Below are 17269 nucleotides of genomic sequence, written 5' to 3'. Positions count from 1 at the left end.
AAAAATCAAATATAGACTAATGAAAATTATAGATCATATAAATAACGCAAAGGGTAAAACCTTATTCTCATTTGAATTATTACCTCCTGTTAAAGGGAAAAGCATTGATGAAATTTATAAAGCCATTGACCCTTTAATGGAGTTTAATCCTCCTTTTATTGATGTTACTTATCATAGGGAAGATTATATTTATAAGCAGCATGACAATGGCTTATTGGAAAAAGTATCTTATCGTAAAAGACCTGGTACAGTAGCAATTTGTGCTGCAATTATGAATAGGTACAAAGTAGATGCTGTACCTCATTTAATTTGTGGTGGTTTTACGAAAGAAGAAACCGAAAATGCATTGATAGATCTACAGTTTTTGGGAATAGACAATGTGTTGGTACTTAGAGGTGATGCGCGCCATGCAGATTCATCTTTTATCCCTACTCCTGGTGGCCATGCTTATGCTACTGAGCTATTGAAACAGGTTACTGATATGAATAGTGGCAAGTACCTGCATGAGGATCATTCTGCTTTTAAAACTGACTTCTGTATTGGTGTAGCTGGTTATCCTGAAAAGCATTTTGAAGCACCGAACTTAAAAACAGATTTTAAATACTTAAAGCAAAAGGTTGAAATGGGTGCCGAGTTTATTGTAACCCAAATGTTTTTTGACAACAGCAAATATGTGGATTTTGTAGCACAATGCAGGGCTAATGGTATCAATGTACCTATCATCCCGGGATTAAAGCCTATCACTTCATCGAAGCAGTTGATTAGTTTGCCAAAGGTATTTCATATAGATTTGCCTGAAGATCTTACTGAAGCCGTACAGAGCTGCGGTGATGAAAAGCAGGTGAAAGAAGTTGGAATAGAATTGATGATTAAACAATGTAAAGAGCTGATAGAAATTGGCGCTCCGGTATTACATTTTTATACAATGAGTAACCCTGAGCCTACTAAAAGAATCGCACAGGCAGTATTTTAGTCTTTAATAAGACCCGAAATACTCCTTTCGACAATACATTTTACAAAAACGTATCGCCCCCGTGATACGTTTTTTGCTTTATACCGCTTTGCATATGATAAGATTTGAAAGATCAAATTATAAGTGGATCATACAAAACGACAGCTTTGTTACTTTAATTTTGGGTACTCTTTTTGTACCTTCACATGAATTAAGCTTATTATTATGAAAAGGTTGGTGCTATTTACGGTTATTATTAGTTCTTTAACAGCTTGTACTACGATGAAGCCTGGATCTATTGGCAATGGTGGGTTATCTCAATTGGGTGGAACCTGGGAGCTGAATTACATCTCTGGACCAAGAATAGCATTTAATGGTCTGTATCCAGGTAAAAAACCAACCATCAAGTTTGATATCGCTGAAAAAAGATTTAGTGGCAATACCAGCTGTAATTCATTTTCGGGTCAGTTGATCGCTGATGATACTGGTATTAATTTCACAAAACCCTTTATGATGACAAAAATGGCCTGTCCTGGTGAAGGAGAGACCACTTTTGTTGAAATGCTAAAAAAAGCAAGTACTTATTCTATTTCAAATGATAGTACCCTAAATTTTATGATGGGTGATATCGCTATTATGCGCTTTAATAAGAAGTAAGCAGGTAGTTTTTAAATGATTCGAAACTAGTATTCATTGCTGTAGCCTTCTTTTCCTTTACTTCAAGGGCTTTTACCTGTGCTGGAATTTCAATTTTAGCTTTCATATCTTCAGGGAAAATATCTGGAAACTTACAAGCATGTGCAGTTGAAAGGAATACACCTACAGTTCCATTATGATCTTGTTGATATGCTTTTAATGCTAACCATGCAATTGCAGTATGCGGACAAGCGATGTAATTGTATTGTGCGTTAATATCTTTTATAGCTTGTAATGTCTGCTCATCGGTATAACTTGCACTTTGTACCACTTGCTTTAATGCTGCAGTATCATTCTTAAACAAATCCATAATCCTCACCCAGTTGCTCGGCGCACCGACATCCATAGCATTGGCATAGGTTTGCACAGATGGGCGTGTCTCATAAATACCACTTTGCAGGAAGCGCGGAACAGTATCGTTTACATTAGTTGCTGCAATAAATTGTTTTACAGGTAGTCCAAGTTTATACGCTAACAAACCTGCTCCGATATTACCGAAATTACCACTTGGCACAGAGAATACAATATCGGTTTTACCTTGCCTTTTTAACTGTGCATAAGCATTAAAATAATAGAACGTTTGCGGAATCAGTCTGGCAATGTTAATTGAATTAGCTGATGTAAGCCGAAGTTTGTTGTTAAGTTCTTCATCCGCAAAAGCCTGTTTTACCAATGCCTGGCAATCATCAAAAGTACCGTCAACCTCAATAGCATGAATATTTTGACCGTTTGTACAAAGTTGTAATTCCTGAATTTCACTGACTTTTCCTTTTGGATAAAGAATAGTTACACGAGTATTATCTACACCTAAAAAGCCAAGCGCTACTGCACCTCCCGTATCACCTGAAGTGGCAACCAGAACATCAAGCGTTTTTTCATTTTCCTTGAGGAAATAAGCCATGATACGGCTCATAAACCTTGCTCCAAAATCTTTGAAAGCTAGTGAAGGGCCATGGAAAAGTTCAAGCACATAAGTTTCCGAATCAAGCTCAACTACTGGTGCTTCAAAATTGATGGCATCGTCAATAATCTTTCTAAGATCTTCAAGAGGGATGGTATCTTTCATCAATGTAGAGGCTACATTAAATGCAATCTCAGATAAACTGTATTGATCGATATGGTCAATAAAATCCTGATCTAATTGCGGAATATGAACGGGCATATATAAACCTTTATCTAAAGGCATACTGTTAAATACCGCTGTAGGGAAGTCTACACTTAAATTATGATTATTAGTACTGTATAGTTTCATTTGGTTAATCTAAAATAATTGGTCCTTTTTTATTTACTTCAGAGACAAAGGCTAGGCTGTTAATAGCAATACCTTTTAAATGTTGTTGGAGTTTTCCTGTAATCTGTCTGGCGGTTTCAGCATCCTTTGTCAATGCAAATACTGAAGGTCCAGAGCCAGAGATACCGAAACCTATTGCTCCTGATTCCATTGCCAGTTCTCTTAATCTATCAAAATCAGGGATTAAGATAGAACGAGTAGGTTCAACTAACACATCCGTCATACTTCTTCCAATCAATTCATAATCGCCCATAAACAAGCCACTAACAAGCCCCGCAACATTTCCCCATTGTGTTACTGCATCTTTTAATAATACTTTTGAACGGATCATCTGACGTGCATCTTTAGTTGGCACATCAACCTCCGGGTAGACGATGGCAGCATGCAAATCTTGTGGAAAAGGCAAACTAACAATATCCAAAGGGCTATAACTTCTAACCAAAACAAAACCACCTAACAATGCCGGGGCTACGTTATCAGCATGACCATATCCACAAGCCAATTCCTCACCTTTCATAGCAAAGGGTACCAATTCCATATTGGTAAGAGGACTATCAAACAGTGCATTAATTGCAAACAAGCCTGCAACGGTACTTGCTGAGCTAGAACCCAATCCACTACCTATAGGCATCTTTTTATGCAATTCGATTTCAACACCAACCTCTGTCCGGCCGATATGTGCAAGGTATTGTTTAGCGATTGCGCTTACTGTATTTTTATCTGGATTTAAAGGCAATTTGCCTTCATCACCGGTTATTTTTAAAAGAGACACTCCTGGTTTATCGGTTAGTCGCATAATTACTTCATCACCTGGCTCATTTACCGCAAAACCAAGGACATCAAACCCGCATACTACGTTGGCTACTGTAGCCGGGGCAAAAACTTTTACTGACTTCTTCATATTTAAATTATCTCTTACCCACGTTTATGATATCGGCAAATACACCTGCGGCAGTTACCTCTGCTCCTGCACCAGGCCCTTTAACTACCAAAGGACGTTCTTTATACCTGTCAGTTGTGAAAGATATGATGTTATCACTTCCTGATAGCATATAAAAAGGATGACTATCATCAACCATTTCCAGTGTAATGGAAACCTTGCCATCTTCCAGCTTACCTATATACCTCAATACTTTATTATCCTTGGCTGCCTGTTGCTTTAAGTTTTCGAAATGTGCGGCATTGTTTTCCATTTCTTTATAGAAATCTGGCACACTTGCTGCCGCCAGACATGCTGCTGGCAACATACTTTCAATAGAAACGTCCTTTTCTTCCAATGCATAACCTGCATCACGAGCAAGGATTAACATTTTACGCATAAAATCTTTTCCGTTCAGGTCGTCCCTTGGATCTGGCTCAGTATATCCTAGATCCTGGGCTTCTTTCACGACTTCATGGAACAATCTATCACCTTTAAAATTGTTAAAGATGTAAGATATTGTACCCGACAAAATGGCTTCTATGCGATTGATTCTATCTCCACTAAGCATCAGGTCTTTTAATGTGCGGATAATTGGTAGTCCAGCCCCAACATTAGTTTCATAAAAGAAATCAACACCATGTTTCCTTGCTGCATCCTTAAAGGCTGCATATTGCTCGTATTCTGCTGAATTTCCAATTTTGTTACAGGTTACTACGGATATGCTTGATTGCAGCACATCTAAATAATACTGAATAGGATTATGACTGGCAGTGTTATCTACAAATACACAATTAGCCAGGTTCATGTCTTTCATTTTTTTAATGAATCCGGCCAGTTCTGCCTTCTCCCCATTAGCTTCCAGTTCAGGCTCCCAGGTATTTAGGTCAATCCCATTTGGATTCAAGTACATTTTACGTGTATTACAAATACCCATTACTTTTACCTGCAAATCATTATTCTTTGCCAGGAATGGCATTTGATTTTGTAATTGTTGAAACAAAGTTTTACCAATATTCCCTGTACCCAGACAAAATACATTCAATGTTTTCTTTAAATCTGAATAGAAGGCATCATGTACCGCATTTACGGCTTTAGAAAGATCGGCACGTGAGATGATTACAGAAATATTATATTCAGATGAACCTTGAGCAATTGCTCTGATATTTACTCCATTGCGACCAAGGGCATTAAACAACCTTCCTGAAATCCCAGGTGTACGCTTCATGTTTTCTCCTACAATAGCCAATACAGAAAGTCCGCTTTCTACTTCTGGATACTCCAGTTTTCTTGCCTGAAGTTCCAGTTCAAATTCCTTATTGATTAATGACAATGCCTTAAGTGCATCTGCAGGTTTTACAGCGAAAGTAATGCTATGTTCAGAAGATGATTGAGTGATGAGTACTACATTTACCTGCTCTCGGGATAAAAGAGAGAATAGACGGCCGCTGAAACCTGCTTTACCTACCATTCCACTACCAGAAAGGTTTAAGATACTGATTTCATCTATAGAAGAAATCCCTTTTATGGGTAAACTTGAAGCTTGTACTCCATGCTTAATATAAGTACCAGCAAAATCAACATTGAAGGTATTCTTAATAACTATTGGTATCTTCTTTAAAAAAGCAGGAGTCATAGTTGGCGGGTAAATCACCTTAGCCCCAAAATAAGACAACTCCATTGCTTCAATATAACTTAGTTCCGGAAGTGAGAAAGCCTTTTTTACAATCCTTGGGTCTGCAGTAAGCATTCCATCAACATCAGTCCAGATTTGAATCTCTCCTGCATTTAAAACTGCCCCCCAAATAGCTGCAGTGTAATCGCTTCCTCCCCTTCCCAAAGTAGTAATACGTCCTTCATCATTGCTGGCAATAAAGCCAGTTACGAACATTAATTTATCACTATTTGCTTCGTAAAACTCTTTAATAAGTATTTCTGTCAGCTGGTTATTCACTTTTGCCTGACCAAAATTGCTATCAGTTTTTATCAATTCAGATCCGTCAACATACACAGCATTAGGAAATTGCTGACGGGCAATATGACTAACCATTACATTTGAACAGCGTTCACCATAACTCAGAATAAGATCTTTAGTTTGTAAACTCAGCTCACGGAGGTTATATACAGATTGCAGGATATCCTCCAGCTCATTAAAATAGATTTTTAATTTGGTAAGTACTGGGTTCTGTGCAATTGCCGGTAACAGCGTACGAATTACTTCGAAATGTTTTGTTTCAATCGTTTTTAACTGATCTGCATAATCTTGTGAATTGCGCGCATTCTCTGCCATTTCTAGCAGTGTATTGGTTACACCGCCCATTGCCGAAAGTACAACAATAGGATTTTCATCACCCTTTTCTTTCTTTAAGATATCTATTAGTGCACTTATGCTTTGTGCTGAACCGACAGACGTACCTCCAAATTTTAAAATATTCATAGTTGCTGGTTAATCAAAAAAGCGCCTTCCCCTATAGAGGAAGGCGCTTTTCGTGGTTGTTATATTTTATTTTTTTTCAGCCCACTAGCTTACCTTCCTCCGAACTAATCCGGTGGTTGTGGTTGTGGTAGTAATGGTTGAATTGTTATACATTGTATTTTTTACACTTACTGGCCGTAAAGTAAAGTTATATTTTTCTAATTAGCAAATCTTTATAAAAATAATTTATTAACCGATCGATTTAGTAGGAATTATAAATTTGAACATTTTCTTACCTTTACCCATTATATGCAAGGATTAGTAATAAAATCAACAGGAAGCTGGTATCAGGTACATGCAGAAAATGGGCTTGACTATCATTGCCGGATAAAAGGCAAATTCAGGATACAGGGTATCCAAACTACTAATCCTATTGCTGTGGGCGACCGGGTAGAATTTGAGTTGGAACCAAATTCAGAAAATGGAGTAATTTATAAGCTCTATGAACGCAGGAACTATATTATCCGTAAGTCTATTAATTTATCTAAACAGGCACAGATTATTGCAGCCAATATGGATCAGGCCTTCCTGGTTGTAACTCTGGCATCACCACGTACATCTTTAGGTTTTATAGATCGCTTTCTGGCTACTGCAGAAGCCTATGATATTCCAGCGATGCTGATATTTAATAAACTCGACCTATTCCATGAGGATGGACTCGAAATTCTGGCTGCATATCAGGATATCTATGAAAACATTGGATACCCATGCTACTCTGTCTCTGCACTGGAAGGCACCAATATAGACTTGATTGAATCATTGTTAAAAGATAAAACGACATTATTTTCAGGACATTCAGGTGTAGGAAAATCGAGTCTGATTAATGCTTTACTCCCAGGATATAGTATTAAAACCGGCGAGATATCAGAATCTACTGATAAAGGTCAGCATACCACTACTTTTGCGGAGATGCATGCTTTACCATTCGGAGGTTATTTAATTGATACTCCAGGTATCCGTGAATTGGGCATATTTGACATCAGGCCAGAAGAACTTGGACATTACTTTAGGGAAATGAGAGACCTGATGCATGCTTGCAAGTTTAACAACTGCAGACATGTCAACGAACCAGGCTGTGCGGTTATTAAAGCCGTAGAAAATGGGGAAATAGAATTGAGCAGGTATGAAAGTTATCTGAGTATTTATCATGGTAACGAAACCAGGTCCTAAAACTTTTTGAATTCAGGTATGAATATATGAGAGCGGTTATACAAAGGGTTACTGAAGCAAACTGTAAGGTAGCAGGTGAGGTTACAGGCAGTATCAACATCGGTTTCCTGGTATTATTAGGCATTGAAGATGCAGATACTCAAGAAGATTTAGAATGGCTGGCTGGCAAAATCGTAAACATGCGTGTTTTTGGTGATGAAAACGGCCTGATGAATAAAACACTTGCTGACGTGAGTGGCAACATTCTACTGATTAGCCAGTTTACCTTATTCGCCACGACTAAAAAAGGCAACAGGCCAGGCTTTACCAGAGCTGCCAGGCCGGATAAAGCAATCCCTCTTTACGAAAGTATGATCCAGCAACTCTCCCAGCAACTGGATAAGGAAATACAAACCGGAATATTCGGTGCAGATATGAAAATCAGCCTGATCAATGATGGCCCGGTTACCATAACTATAGATTCAAAAAACAAAGAATAGTCTTTTAATGACTATCAAATACATTTCAATAAATTAGCACACATGACTATAGCTGAAGCACAAGAAACGGTAGATCAATGGATAAAAACAACTGGCATAAGGTACTTTAACGAACTAACCAATACAGCCATTTTAATGGAAGAAGTTGGTGAAGTTGCCAGAATCATGTCGCGTAAATACGGTGAACAATCCTTTAAAAAAAGTGATGAAGCGGTAAACCTTGCAGATGAAATGGCGGACGTTATGTTTGTACTGATCTGCTTAGCTAACCAAACAGGTATTGATTTGACTGTAGCCTTGCAAAAGAATCTGGAAAAGAAAACCATCCGGGATGCCGAACGTCATAAAAACAATCAGAAATTAAAGTAATCACATAAACTAAACGTATTAAAAAAAGCAGGACCATATGATCCTGCTTTTTTTATACATTTTACTTATGCGTCATGCTTAAAGAAAAAACTGGTGTCTCTGAGCAGACTTAGGAACTTTTCCGATTCTTCATTGGGAAAGATTCCCGGCTGCGAGGAGATTCCAGTTTTTTATTCTTTAGAAAGCGCCGCCTTAATCTTGGCTGCTGCTTCTGCCAGTTCTTCCTGAGTAGGCTGTAACTTGGCTTTAGCGAAATTCATATCACTAACATTGTTCATCGGAATCAAATGAATGTGCACATGCGGAACCTCTAATCCAATAACCGCCACTCCTACTTTTGTACAAGGAAATGCTTGTTTTAATCCTGTTGCCACTATTTTAGCAAATAAGGTTAATCCGAAATAACTTTCCTCATCCATGTCAAAAATGTAATCGATTTCCTTCTTAGGAATAACCAACACATGTCCCATTACCAATGGACTCACATCAAGGAAAGCCAGGAACTCGGTAGTTTCAGCAACAACGTGTGCCGGAATTTCACCTGCTACAATTTTTGAAAAAATACTAGCCATAGTTTGATTTTATCTACTGATCTCTAAGATTTCAAATTGCATTTTTCCTGCTGGCACATCAATTTCTGTAGTGTCACCTACGGATTTACCAAGCAAACCTTTTGCAATTGGAGATTTTACAGAGATTTTTCCACTCTTAAGATCTGCTTCAGATTCTGCAACCAACTGGTACGACATTGTAGCACCGTTTTTAACATTCTTTATTTTCACGATAGAAAGCGCAAGCACTTTTGAGGTATCTAATTTAGACTCATCAATTAAACGGGCTGTAGAAAGTGTACCCTCCATTTTTGAGATCTTAGCTTCATGTAAACCCTGCGCCTCTTTTGCTGCATCATACTCTGCATTCTCAGATAGATCACCTTTATCTCTGGCTTCAGCAATCGCCTTTGAAATCTGTTGTCTGCCAGTAGTTTTTAAATACTGTAGTTCTTCCTTCAGTTTATCCAGCCCCTCTTGGGTATAATATGTTACTTCTGTCATAGCTCAATTATTTTGTCAATCCTATAAAAAGCAAACAAGACTACATCGGCTTTATCGCCTACATAGTCTTGCTTCAATTAAAACGAAGATAATGGGGTGTTCCGACAAAAGCAAATATTTTGAATATTTTAACTTTCCCCTTACAAGAAGTCCCGAATTAATTAATCTAAAGGATGCAAACTTCTCAACTTCTCGATAAGCACTTCAGATATCTTTCTATAAGAATCGAATGTCCATCCACCAACATGGGGGGTTAATATAACCTTCTCAGATGATTTTAGGTCATTATACCAATCTTGTTCTATCAAAGCCGGCAGTTTTTCTACCTGCAAAACATCAAGTCCGGCACCCAATATCTTACCCTGATCAAGGGCTTTTAAAATAGCTGGTACACTGGCAACCTCACCCCTTGCTGTATTAATAAAAAATATAGGTTTACGGAAATGAAACAAGTATTCATCGTCCACCATTTGACGGGTTTCTTCAGTTAGAGGAATATGTAAACTCAGCACATCGCATTGTTTTACAATTTCCTCCATACTTACTTCCTTTGCATAATCATCACTAAACCCCGTTTTATATTTATCATAGGCAATTACATGAACTCCAAATCCGGCAAGCTTTTTAGCAAAACTTTGCCCCATGAAGCCATAACCAATTATACCTACAGTTTTTCCTTTCAATTCATATCCACGATTGCCTTCTCTATCCCATATTCCATTACGAACCTGAATATCTGCTTGCCTAAAATTGTTCATCAGCGACAACAACATCCCCGTTGCATGTTCTCCAACCGCATCCATATTTCCTTCAGGAGCATTGAGCAGCTCTATCCCTTGTTGTTTTGCAAAAGGCACGTCAATATTGTCCATACCGGCACCAGCTCTTGCCACAAACTTAAGATTCGACCCAGCCTGCATCAGTTCTTTGTCGATCTTGAATTTTGTACGAACAGCAATACCGTCATAATCTGCAATGATATCAAGTGTTTCAGCTCTGGTAATTAATGGTCGATCATGAACCTCAAAGCCCATTGCAGTGGCACTTTCTTTAAATATAGGGTGCAAATCGTCGACAATTAAGATCTTTCCTTTCATCTGTATACTTATGTGTTTATAATGGTTAGGTATTTAACCTGATTAAAATATTACTTAGTCAATTCTGTAAGGTGTGCTGTTAGCTCTATAAAGTTTGCCACACTTAACTGTTCTGCACGTTTATCAAAAAATGGATTAGTATCCATTTTATCTTTAGGTACTACTCCTGAAAGTGCATTTCTCAAAGTCTTTCTACGCTGATTAAAGCCCGCCTTTACCGTACGCCAGAATAATTTCTCATCGCAAGGCAAAGTTTCAACATTATTTCTACTTAACCTGATCACTCCTGAGTTTACTTTTGGTGGCGGATTAAATGTCCCTGGTTTTACTGTAAAGAGATATTCTATATCATAATAAGCCTGGATTAAGACACTCAATATCCCATAATCTTTAGTTCCTGATTTAGAAGCACAACGTTCTGCAACTTCTTTTTGGAACATCCCAACCATCTCCACAACGTTCTGTCTGTTCTCTAGTATCTTGAAAAGTATCTGAGAAGATATATTGTAAGGAAAATTACCAATTATAGCATATTTCTCTTTAAAGATTGCAGAAAGATCGAGTGCAAGAAAATCTCCATTAATCAGCCTTTCACCGAGTTGGGGATATTTTTGCTGTAAAAAATGATAAGATTCCACATCAATATCTATCAGGTAGGTTTCGATGTCTTTACGTTCCAGTAAAAGATCAGAAAGAATTCCCATTCCTGGCCCTACTTCAAGCACTTGTTTATATTTATCGGTATGGACAAGGCCGTTTACGATCTTAGCTGCAATGTTTTTATCAGTTAAAAAATGTTGCCCTAAATGTTTTTTTGCTTTAACCAAACTCATATATTCTCCCTTAAAAGCTGCAAAATAAGTAAAGTTTTACCAGCATCAAGCTAACATTAATTGAAAAACTGTAATTTGCGCCAAATTTCTATTCAGGCATGAGCAATAAAATTAAAATTGGAATCAGCATTGGCGACATAAATGGGATTGGATTAGAAGTAATCTTAAAAGCCTTATCACACAATAGCATACTTGACTACTGTACGCCAATAGTATACGGCCATACAAAAGTTGCTTCTTATCATAGAAAAGCTTTAGGCTTAACAGATTTTGCTTTTAATGTGATCAATGATCCATCAACAGCTAATACAAAAAAGGCTAACCTGATTAACTGCTGGGAAGAAGATGTAAAGATTGACCTTGGTGTTTCTAACGAAACCGGTGGAAAATATGCATTATTATCTCTTCAGAAAGCTACTGATGCATTGATAAAAGGTGAAATTGACGCATTGGTTACTGCACCGATTAACAAACATAACATACAATCAGAAACTTTTAAATTCCCGGGGCACACAGAGTACCTACAGGAACAAAGTAATAGTCCTGATGTTTTGATGTTTATGATCAGTGAAGATATCCGTGTTGGTGTTGTTACCGGACATATTCCAGTAAAAGACATTTCGCAAAACATCACTAAAGAAAAGATTGTAAAAAAACTACTCATGATGAATGAGAGTTTAAAAAAAGATTTTTGGATTGAAAAACCTAAGATTGCGGTATTAGGATTAAATCCTCATGCTGGCGATAATGGTCTTTTAGGTAATGAAGAACAAGAGGTCATCATGCCTGCCATTCAAGAAGCTTTTGATAAAGGAGTGATCTGTTTTGGACCATATCCTGCGGATGGTTTCTTCGGCAATGGTAGTCATAAGCAATTTGATGCTGTTCTGGCGATGTATCATGATCAGGGTTTAATTCCATTTAAGACCATCGCTTTTGGCACAGGAGTAAACTTCTCTGCTGGTCTAAAAATTGTACGCACTTCACCGGATCACGGCACTGGTTATGATATAGCCGGAAAGAACCTTGCAGACCCTTCTTCATTCATCGAAGCAATTTTTGCGGCCACACATATTGTTAGGAATAGAAGAGAGCAAGAAGCATTATTAAGCAACCAGCTACGAACTGGTGGAAAAGTTATTGAAACAGCTTCGGATATGAAAGATGATGCGAATTAAAAAAGATTTGCAACCATTAAAAATAATCTCTACATTTGCGGGCTAAAATTTTGTTACAATTGAAACCATTAAAACAATTTTCAATCCCATTTACCGGCTTAAAAATTGGCAAACATCAGTTTGATTTTGAGATTGATAACAGCTTTTTTGATGCTTTTGAATACTCTTTAGTAAAAAAGGGAGAATTAAAAGTAGCGGTTGAGCTAGACAAACAAGAAACAATGCTGATACTTCATTTCCACATAAAAGGAAACATAGTATTAGATTGCGACAAATGTTTAGCTGAATTTGAAGCACCAATAGAGGTAAAGGAAAGGCAGATTGTAAAATTTGCTGAGGATGAATTAGAAAGCGATGACCTTGAGATCATTGTATTGAGTAAAAAAGAAAGTGAGCTTGATGTCTCAGAACTGATTTACGAATTTATTACGGTATCTGTACCTTATATTAAGATCTGTGAAGAAAACGGTAGCGGACAGAAGTGTGATCAAGAAATGATTGCAAGACTTGAAAGCTTATCAGTTGGCTCACAACAAGAAGAAGAACAACAAAATGACGATCCAAGGTGGGCGGCATTAAAGAAATTAAAATAATAATTAAACAAATCAACAATGGCACATCCAAAACGTAAAGTTTCTAAGAGCAGAAGAGATAAGAGAAGAACTCACTACAAAGCAGAAGCTCCTTCTTTAGCTACTTGTCAAACAACAGGTGCAATCCACGTACCTCACCGCGCTTACAACGTTGATGGTAACTTATACTACAACGGTAAATTGGTTATTGAAAACACCTCAATAGGTTAATTTTCTTGAAAAATAGTTTGTGTTTTAACTGCGCTATAGTTTAACTTAGCGCCTTTAGAAATCGGCAATTTTGCCTGGTACACAAACTGATTTTACTATGAGAATAGGTCTCGATATAATGGGCGGAGACTATGCTCCTAAAGCTAATGTTTTAGGAGCAATAGCGGCTCATCCCTTGTTATCTTCGGATGAGCAAATAGTGCTTATTGGAGATACTCAGCAAATTAAGCCCATCCTGATTGAAAACGGATTTAATCCGGATCACTTTGACTATGTTCATACCGAAGAAGTAATTGGTATGGGCGAACATCCCACTAAGGCTATTGTTCAAAAGCCTAATTCCAGCATATCTGTTGGTTTCAGCCTACTGAAAGAGGGGAAACTAGATTCATTTGCAAGTGCAGGGAATTCAGGTGCCATGCTCGTCGGGGCTGTGTTTAGTGTAAAAACAATTCCTGGCATCATCAGGCCTTGTTTAACTACTTTCCTTCCTAAACTTTCTGGAGGCATAGGTCTAATGCTTGATGTTGGAGCAAATGCAGACTGTAAGCCTGATACCTTATTGCAATTTGGTGTATTAGGAAGTATGTATGCAGAAAATGTAATGGGGATTGAAAACCCGAAGGTTGCATTAATGAACATAGGTGAAGAAGATGAAAAAGGTGATATGCTTAGTTTGGCTACATTTCCTTTAATGAAAGACACAAACCTGTTTAATTTTGTAGGTAATGTGGAAGGTCGGGACTTGTTCAATGATAAAGCCGATGTAATTGTATGTGATGGTTTTACAGGAAATGTAATGCTTAAACTTGCAGAGTCCTTCTATGTACTGACTTTAAAAAGAGGTTTGAAGGATGAATTCTTTGACCGCTTTAATTATGAAAACTATGGTGGCAGTCCTGTTTTAGGAGTTAATGCACCTGTAGTTATTGGTCATGGTATTTCAACACCATTGGCTGTTAAAAACATGATTCTGCAATCCAGAGACATGATTACAACCGGCTTGGTTGAAAAAATACAAGCCGCATTTAAATAATTTTAAATAAAATGAGTAAAATTCACGCTGCGATTACAGCTGTTCATGGTTATGTACCTGATTACGTAATGACCAACAAAGAGCTTGAATCAATTGTAGACACTACCGACGAATGGATTACATCCAGGACAGGAATCAAAGAGCGAAGAATATTAAAGGGAGAAGGATTAGGTACATCAGACATGGCAGTTCATGCTGTGAATGGATTACTTAAAAAACGTGGAATAAGTGCTGAAGAAATTGAACTGATCATTTTCTGTACTACTACTCCCGATATGCCTTTCCCTGCATCTGCAAACATCTTAGCCGATAAAATCGGCGCCAAAAATGCATGGGGATATGACCTTCAGGCAGCCTGTTCGGGCTTCATTTATGGCTTATCAACTGCATCTCAATTTATTGAATCCGGCAAACACAAAAAGGTTTTGGTTGTAGGTGGTGATAAAATGTCATCTATTATAAACTATGAAGACCGTACCACCTGTATCATTTTTGGTGATGGTTGTGGGGCAGTTTTATTAGAACCAAATGAAGAAGGCCTGGGCGTTATGGATTCTATTCTAAAAAGTGATGGTGCAGGAAAACAATATCTGCATCAAAAAGCTGGCGGTTCTGCACGTCCTGCATCACACGAAACCATAGATAATAATGAACACGTTGTTTATCAGGAAGGGCAGGCAGTATTTAAATTTGCCGTTACAAATATGGCTGATGTTGCTGCAGAAATCATGGACCGTAACCAATTAACTTCTGATGATGTAACCTGGCTGGTACCACATCAAGCCAATAAACGAATTATTGATGCTACTGCATCCAGAATGGGTGTTGGTGCTGAAAAGGTGATGATCAATATTCAACGTTATGGGAATACGACAAATGGCACCATCCCCTTATGTTTATGGGAATGGGAAAGCCAGCTTAAAAAAGGCGACAATTTAATATTAGCTGCTTTTGGAGGTGGATTTACCTGGGGTTCAGTTTATTTAAAATGGGCCTACTAATTTTATAAAATAAATAATCTTAACTTAGATAGTTCTAAAGACGTACTATTTTTTCTAAAAAATACCTAAAAAAATGGATATTAAGCAAATTCAGGAACTTATTAAATTTGTTTCTCGTTCGGGCGTAAACGAAGTAGCTATTGAGCAGGAAGACTTCAAAATTACTATTAAAACCAATCAGACACCTACAATTGTTCAAGCAACTGTAGCTGCTCCGGTTCCTGCTGTTGCAGCAGCTGTTGCTGCCCCGCAAGCAATTGCCCCTACTGAAAACAAATCGTCAGCACCTGTTGAAGATACTTCAAAGTACATCACTGTTAAATCACCAATGATTGGTACTTTCTATCGTTCTGCAAGTCCTGATAAACCTTCTTTTGTAAATGTTGGTGATGAAATTTCTACAGGTAAAGTAATCTGTATTATTGAAGCTATGAAACTTTTCAATGAAATTGAAAGTGAAGTTTCTGGTAGAATCGTAAAAGTTCTGGTTGAGAATGCATCACCAGTTGAGTATGACCAACCTTTATTTTTAGTAGAGCCAATTTAATCCCTGAAAAGGAAAGAAAATATGTTTAAGAAAATATTAATTGCCAACAGGGGCGAGATTGCTTTACGCATTATTCGTACCTGTAAAGAAATGGGCATCAAAACCGTGGCTGTTTACTCTACTGCCGACAGAGAGAGTTTACATGTTAGGTTTGCTGATGAAGCCGTTTGTATAGGTCCGCCACCAAGTAAAGATTCTTATCTAAGCATTCCAAATATCATTTCTGCAGCTGAATTAACTAATGCAGATGCGATTCACCCTGGTTACGGATTCTTATCTGAAAATGCTAAGTTTTCTTCTGTTTGCCGTGACTATGGAATTAAATTCATAGGAGCAACTCCAGAGCAGATCAATTCAATGGGCGATAAAGCTTCGGCAAAAGAAACCATGAAAAAAGCGGGGGTACCTACGATTCCTGGTTCTGAGGGCTTGGTTGAAAATGTTAAAGACGGTATTGCAACTGCTAACGAAATTGGTTATCCGGTTATCCTTAAAGCTACTGCCGGTGGTGGTGGCCGTGGAATGCGTGTAGTTTGGAAAGATGAAGACTTTGAAAATGCATGGGATAGTGCCAGACAAGAATCTGGTGCAGCTTTCGGTAATGATGGTCTTTATTTAGAAAAATATATTGAAGATCCACGTCATATTGAAATCCAGATTATTGGAGATCAGTATGGTAAAGCTTGTCACTTATCTGAGCGTGACTGTTCTATTCAGCGCAGGCATCAAAAATTGGTTGAGGAAGCTCCTTCTCCGTTTATGACACCTGAATTACGTGAAAGAATGGGTGAAGCTGCGATTAAAGGTGCCATTGCTGTTCAATACGAAGGTGCAGGTACTATAGAGTTCTTAGTAGATAAGCACCGTAACTTTTATTTCATGGAAATGAATACCCGTATCCAGGTTGAACACCCGGTTACAGAAGAGGTAATCAATTATGACTTAATTAAAGAACAGATCAAAGTTGCTTCTGGAGTTCCAATTTCCGGTAAAAATTATTTACCTGATATGCATGCAATAGAATGCAGAATCAATGCGGAAGATCCTTTTAATAACTTCAGACCATCACCGGGTAAAATAACGAATTTCCATTCGCCGGGTGGACATGGAGTAAGGGTTGATACGCATGTTTATGCAGGATATCAGATTCCATCAAACTATGACTCGATGATTGCCAAATTAATTTGTGTTGCACAAACACGTGAAGAGGCCATCAGTACAATGGAACGTGCATTAAGTGAATTTGTGATTGAAGGCATAAAAACTACCATTCCCTTCCACTTAAAATTGATGAAAGATCCTAACTTTAGAGCTGGTAATTTTACGACTAAGTTTATGGAAACCTTCGAGTTTTCTGAATAAAGGAG

19 protein-coding genes are annotated in these 17269 nt (G+C 37.8%); 12 read left to right on the top strand and 7 right to left on the bottom strand.

Annotation, left to right across the window (positions count from 1 at the left end):
* Window positions 1-19 precede the first annotated feature (19 nt).
* Both metF and WC623_RS19280 read left to right on the top strand, forming a co-directional pair.
* Window positions 20-973 carry a methylenetetrahydrofolate reductase [NAD(P)H] gene (gene metF / locus WC623_RS19285; RefSeq protein WP_372854145.1) on the top strand — a complete coding sequence of 318 codons (954 nt, stop codon included), beginning with the start codon at window positions 20-22 and terminating at the stop codon, window positions 971-973.
* A 204-nt stretch (window positions 974-1177) separates the two neighbouring features.
* On the top strand, window positions 1178-1609 hold the full coding sequence (locus WC623_RS19280) for an META domain-containing protein (RefSeq protein ID WP_372854143.1): 432 nt from the start codon (window positions 1178-1180) through the stop codon (window positions 1607-1609).
* Here the strand turns inward: WC623_RS19280 and thrC are convergent.
* From thrC to thrA, 3 genes are read right to left on the bottom strand one after another with little or no spacing between them, the layout of a single operon-like run.
* Window positions 1596-2900, bottom strand: coding sequence for a threonine synthase (gene thrC, locus WC623_RS19275; RefSeq protein WP_372854141.1), 1305 nt, complete (start codon window positions 2898-2900; stop codon window positions 1596-1598). The two genes, WC623_RS19280 and thrC, sit on opposite strands and share 14 nt — an antisense overlap.
* A 4-nt stretch (window positions 2901-2904) precedes the next feature.
* On the bottom strand, window positions 2905-3840 hold the full coding sequence (locus WC623_RS19270) for a homoserine kinase (protein ID WP_372854139.1): 936 nt from the start codon (window positions 3838-3840) through the stop codon (window positions 2905-2907).
* Between the two features lie 7 nt (window positions 3841-3847).
* Window positions 3848-6295 carry a bifunctional aspartate kinase/homoserine dehydrogenase I gene (gene thrA / locus WC623_RS19265; protein ID WP_372854137.1) on the bottom strand — a complete coding sequence of 816 codons (2448 nt, stop codon included), beginning with the start codon at window positions 6293-6295 and terminating at the stop codon, window positions 3848-3850.
* Between the two features lie 288 nt (window positions 6296-6583).
* Here thrA and rsgA point away from each other — a divergent pair, with 288 nt between their 5' ends.
* From rsgA to WC623_RS19250, 3 genes are read left to right on the top strand one after another with little or no spacing between them, the layout of a single operon-like run.
* A complete protein-coding gene (rsgA, locus tag WC623_RS19260) occupies window positions 6584-7504 on the top strand; it encodes a ribosome small subunit-dependent GTPase A (protein ID WP_372854135.1) in 921 nt (306 codons plus the stop codon).
* A 26-nt stretch (window positions 7505-7530) separates the two neighbouring features.
* Complete coding sequence (gene dtd, locus WC623_RS19255) at window positions 7531-7983, top strand: D-aminoacyl-tRNA deacylase (protein ID WP_372854133.1); 453 nt, start codon at window positions 7531-7533, stop codon at window positions 7981-7983.
* A gap of 42 nt (window positions 7984-8025) precedes the next feature.
* Window positions 8026-8352, top strand: coding sequence for a nucleotide pyrophosphohydrolase (locus WC623_RS19250; protein ID WP_372854131.1), 327 nt, complete (start codon window positions 8026-8028; stop codon window positions 8350-8352).
* Window positions 8353-8522: 170 nt separating this feature from the next.
* On the opposite strand, the gene WC623_RS19245 is transcribed toward WC623_RS19250, so the two are convergent.
* The 4 genes from WC623_RS19245 to rsmA all read right to left on the bottom strand — a co-directional run bounded on the left by WC623_RS19245 (window position 8523) and on the right by rsmA (window position 11337).
* Window positions 8523-8924, bottom strand: coding sequence for an HIT family protein (locus WC623_RS19245; RefSeq protein ID WP_372854129.1), 402 nt, complete (start codon window positions 8922-8924; stop codon window positions 8523-8525).
* A gap of 9 nt (window positions 8925-8933) precedes the next feature.
* Window positions 8934-9407, bottom strand: coding sequence for a transcription elongation factor GreA (greA, locus tag WC623_RS19240; protein WP_349786594.1), 474 nt, complete (start codon window positions 9405-9407; stop codon window positions 8934-8936).
* Window positions 9408-9568: 161 nt separating this feature from the next.
* Window positions 9569-10504 (bottom strand): 2-hydroxyacid dehydrogenase, encoded by a 936-nt coding sequence (locus tag WC623_RS19235; protein WP_372854126.1) that lies wholly within the window; start codon window positions 10502-10504, stop codon window positions 9569-9571.
* Between the two features lie 50 nt (window positions 10505-10554).
* Window positions 10555-11337, bottom strand: coding sequence for a 16S rRNA (adenine(1518)-N(6)/adenine(1519)-N(6))-dimethyltransferase RsmA (gene rsmA, locus WC623_RS19230; protein ID WP_372854124.1), 783 nt, complete (start codon window positions 11335-11337; stop codon window positions 10555-10557).
* Between the two features lie 98 nt (window positions 11338-11435).
* Between rsmA and pdxA the strand changes: the two genes are divergently transcribed.
* The 7 genes from pdxA to accC all read left to right on the top strand — a co-directional run bounded on the left by pdxA (window position 11436) and on the right by accC (window position 17264).
* Window positions 11436-12515: a 4-hydroxythreonine-4-phosphate dehydrogenase PdxA gene (gene pdxA, locus WC623_RS19225; protein ID WP_372854122.1), complete on the top strand. Its 1080-nt coding sequence runs from the start codon at window positions 11436-11438 to the stop codon at window positions 12513-12515.
* A gap of 59 nt (window positions 12516-12574) precedes the next feature.
* Complete coding sequence (locus WC623_RS19220; RefSeq protein WP_372854120.1) at window positions 12575-13108, top strand: DUF177 domain-containing protein; 534 nt, start codon at window positions 12575-12577, stop codon at window positions 13106-13108.
* Between the two features lie 18 nt (window positions 13109-13126).
* Window positions 13127-13318 carry a 50S ribosomal protein L32 gene (rpmF, locus tag WC623_RS19215; protein WP_108555155.1) on the top strand — a complete coding sequence of 64 codons (192 nt, stop codon included), beginning with the start codon at window positions 13127-13129 and terminating at the stop codon, window positions 13316-13318.
* 97 nt (window positions 13319-13415) lie between these two features.
* Window positions 13416-14354 (top strand): phosphate acyltransferase PlsX, encoded by a 939-nt coding sequence (gene plsX / locus WC623_RS19210; protein WP_372854118.1) that lies wholly within the window; start codon window positions 13416-13418, stop codon window positions 14352-14354.
* 11 nt (window positions 14355-14365) lie between these two features.
* On the top strand, window positions 14366-15355 hold the full coding sequence (locus WC623_RS19205) for a beta-ketoacyl-ACP synthase III (RefSeq protein ID WP_372854116.1): 990 nt from the start codon (window positions 14366-14368) through the stop codon (window positions 15353-15355).
* A 73-nt stretch (window positions 15356-15428) separates the two neighbouring features.
* Window positions 15429-15902 carry an acetyl-CoA carboxylase biotin carboxyl carrier protein gene (gene accB / locus WC623_RS19200; RefSeq protein WP_372854114.1) on the top strand — a complete coding sequence of 158 codons (474 nt, stop codon included), beginning with the start codon at window positions 15429-15431 and terminating at the stop codon, window positions 15900-15902.
* Between the two features lie 21 nt (window positions 15903-15923).
* Entirely contained in the window at window positions 15924-17264 is a 1341-nt protein-coding gene (gene accC, locus WC623_RS19195) for an acetyl-CoA carboxylase biotin carboxylase subunit (protein ID WP_372854112.1), read from the top strand.
* The last annotated feature ends 5 nt before the right edge of the window (window positions 17265-17269 follow it).

The sequence above is a fragment of the Pedobacter sp. genome (genome assembly GCF_041645105.1).
Taxonomy (GTDB): domain Bacteria; phylum Bacteroidota; class Bacteroidia; order Sphingobacteriales; family Sphingobacteriaceae; genus Pedobacter.
The sequence above is the reverse complement of the archived record's forward strand: the minus strand, read 5'-3'. Positions and strand labels throughout refer to the sequence as shown.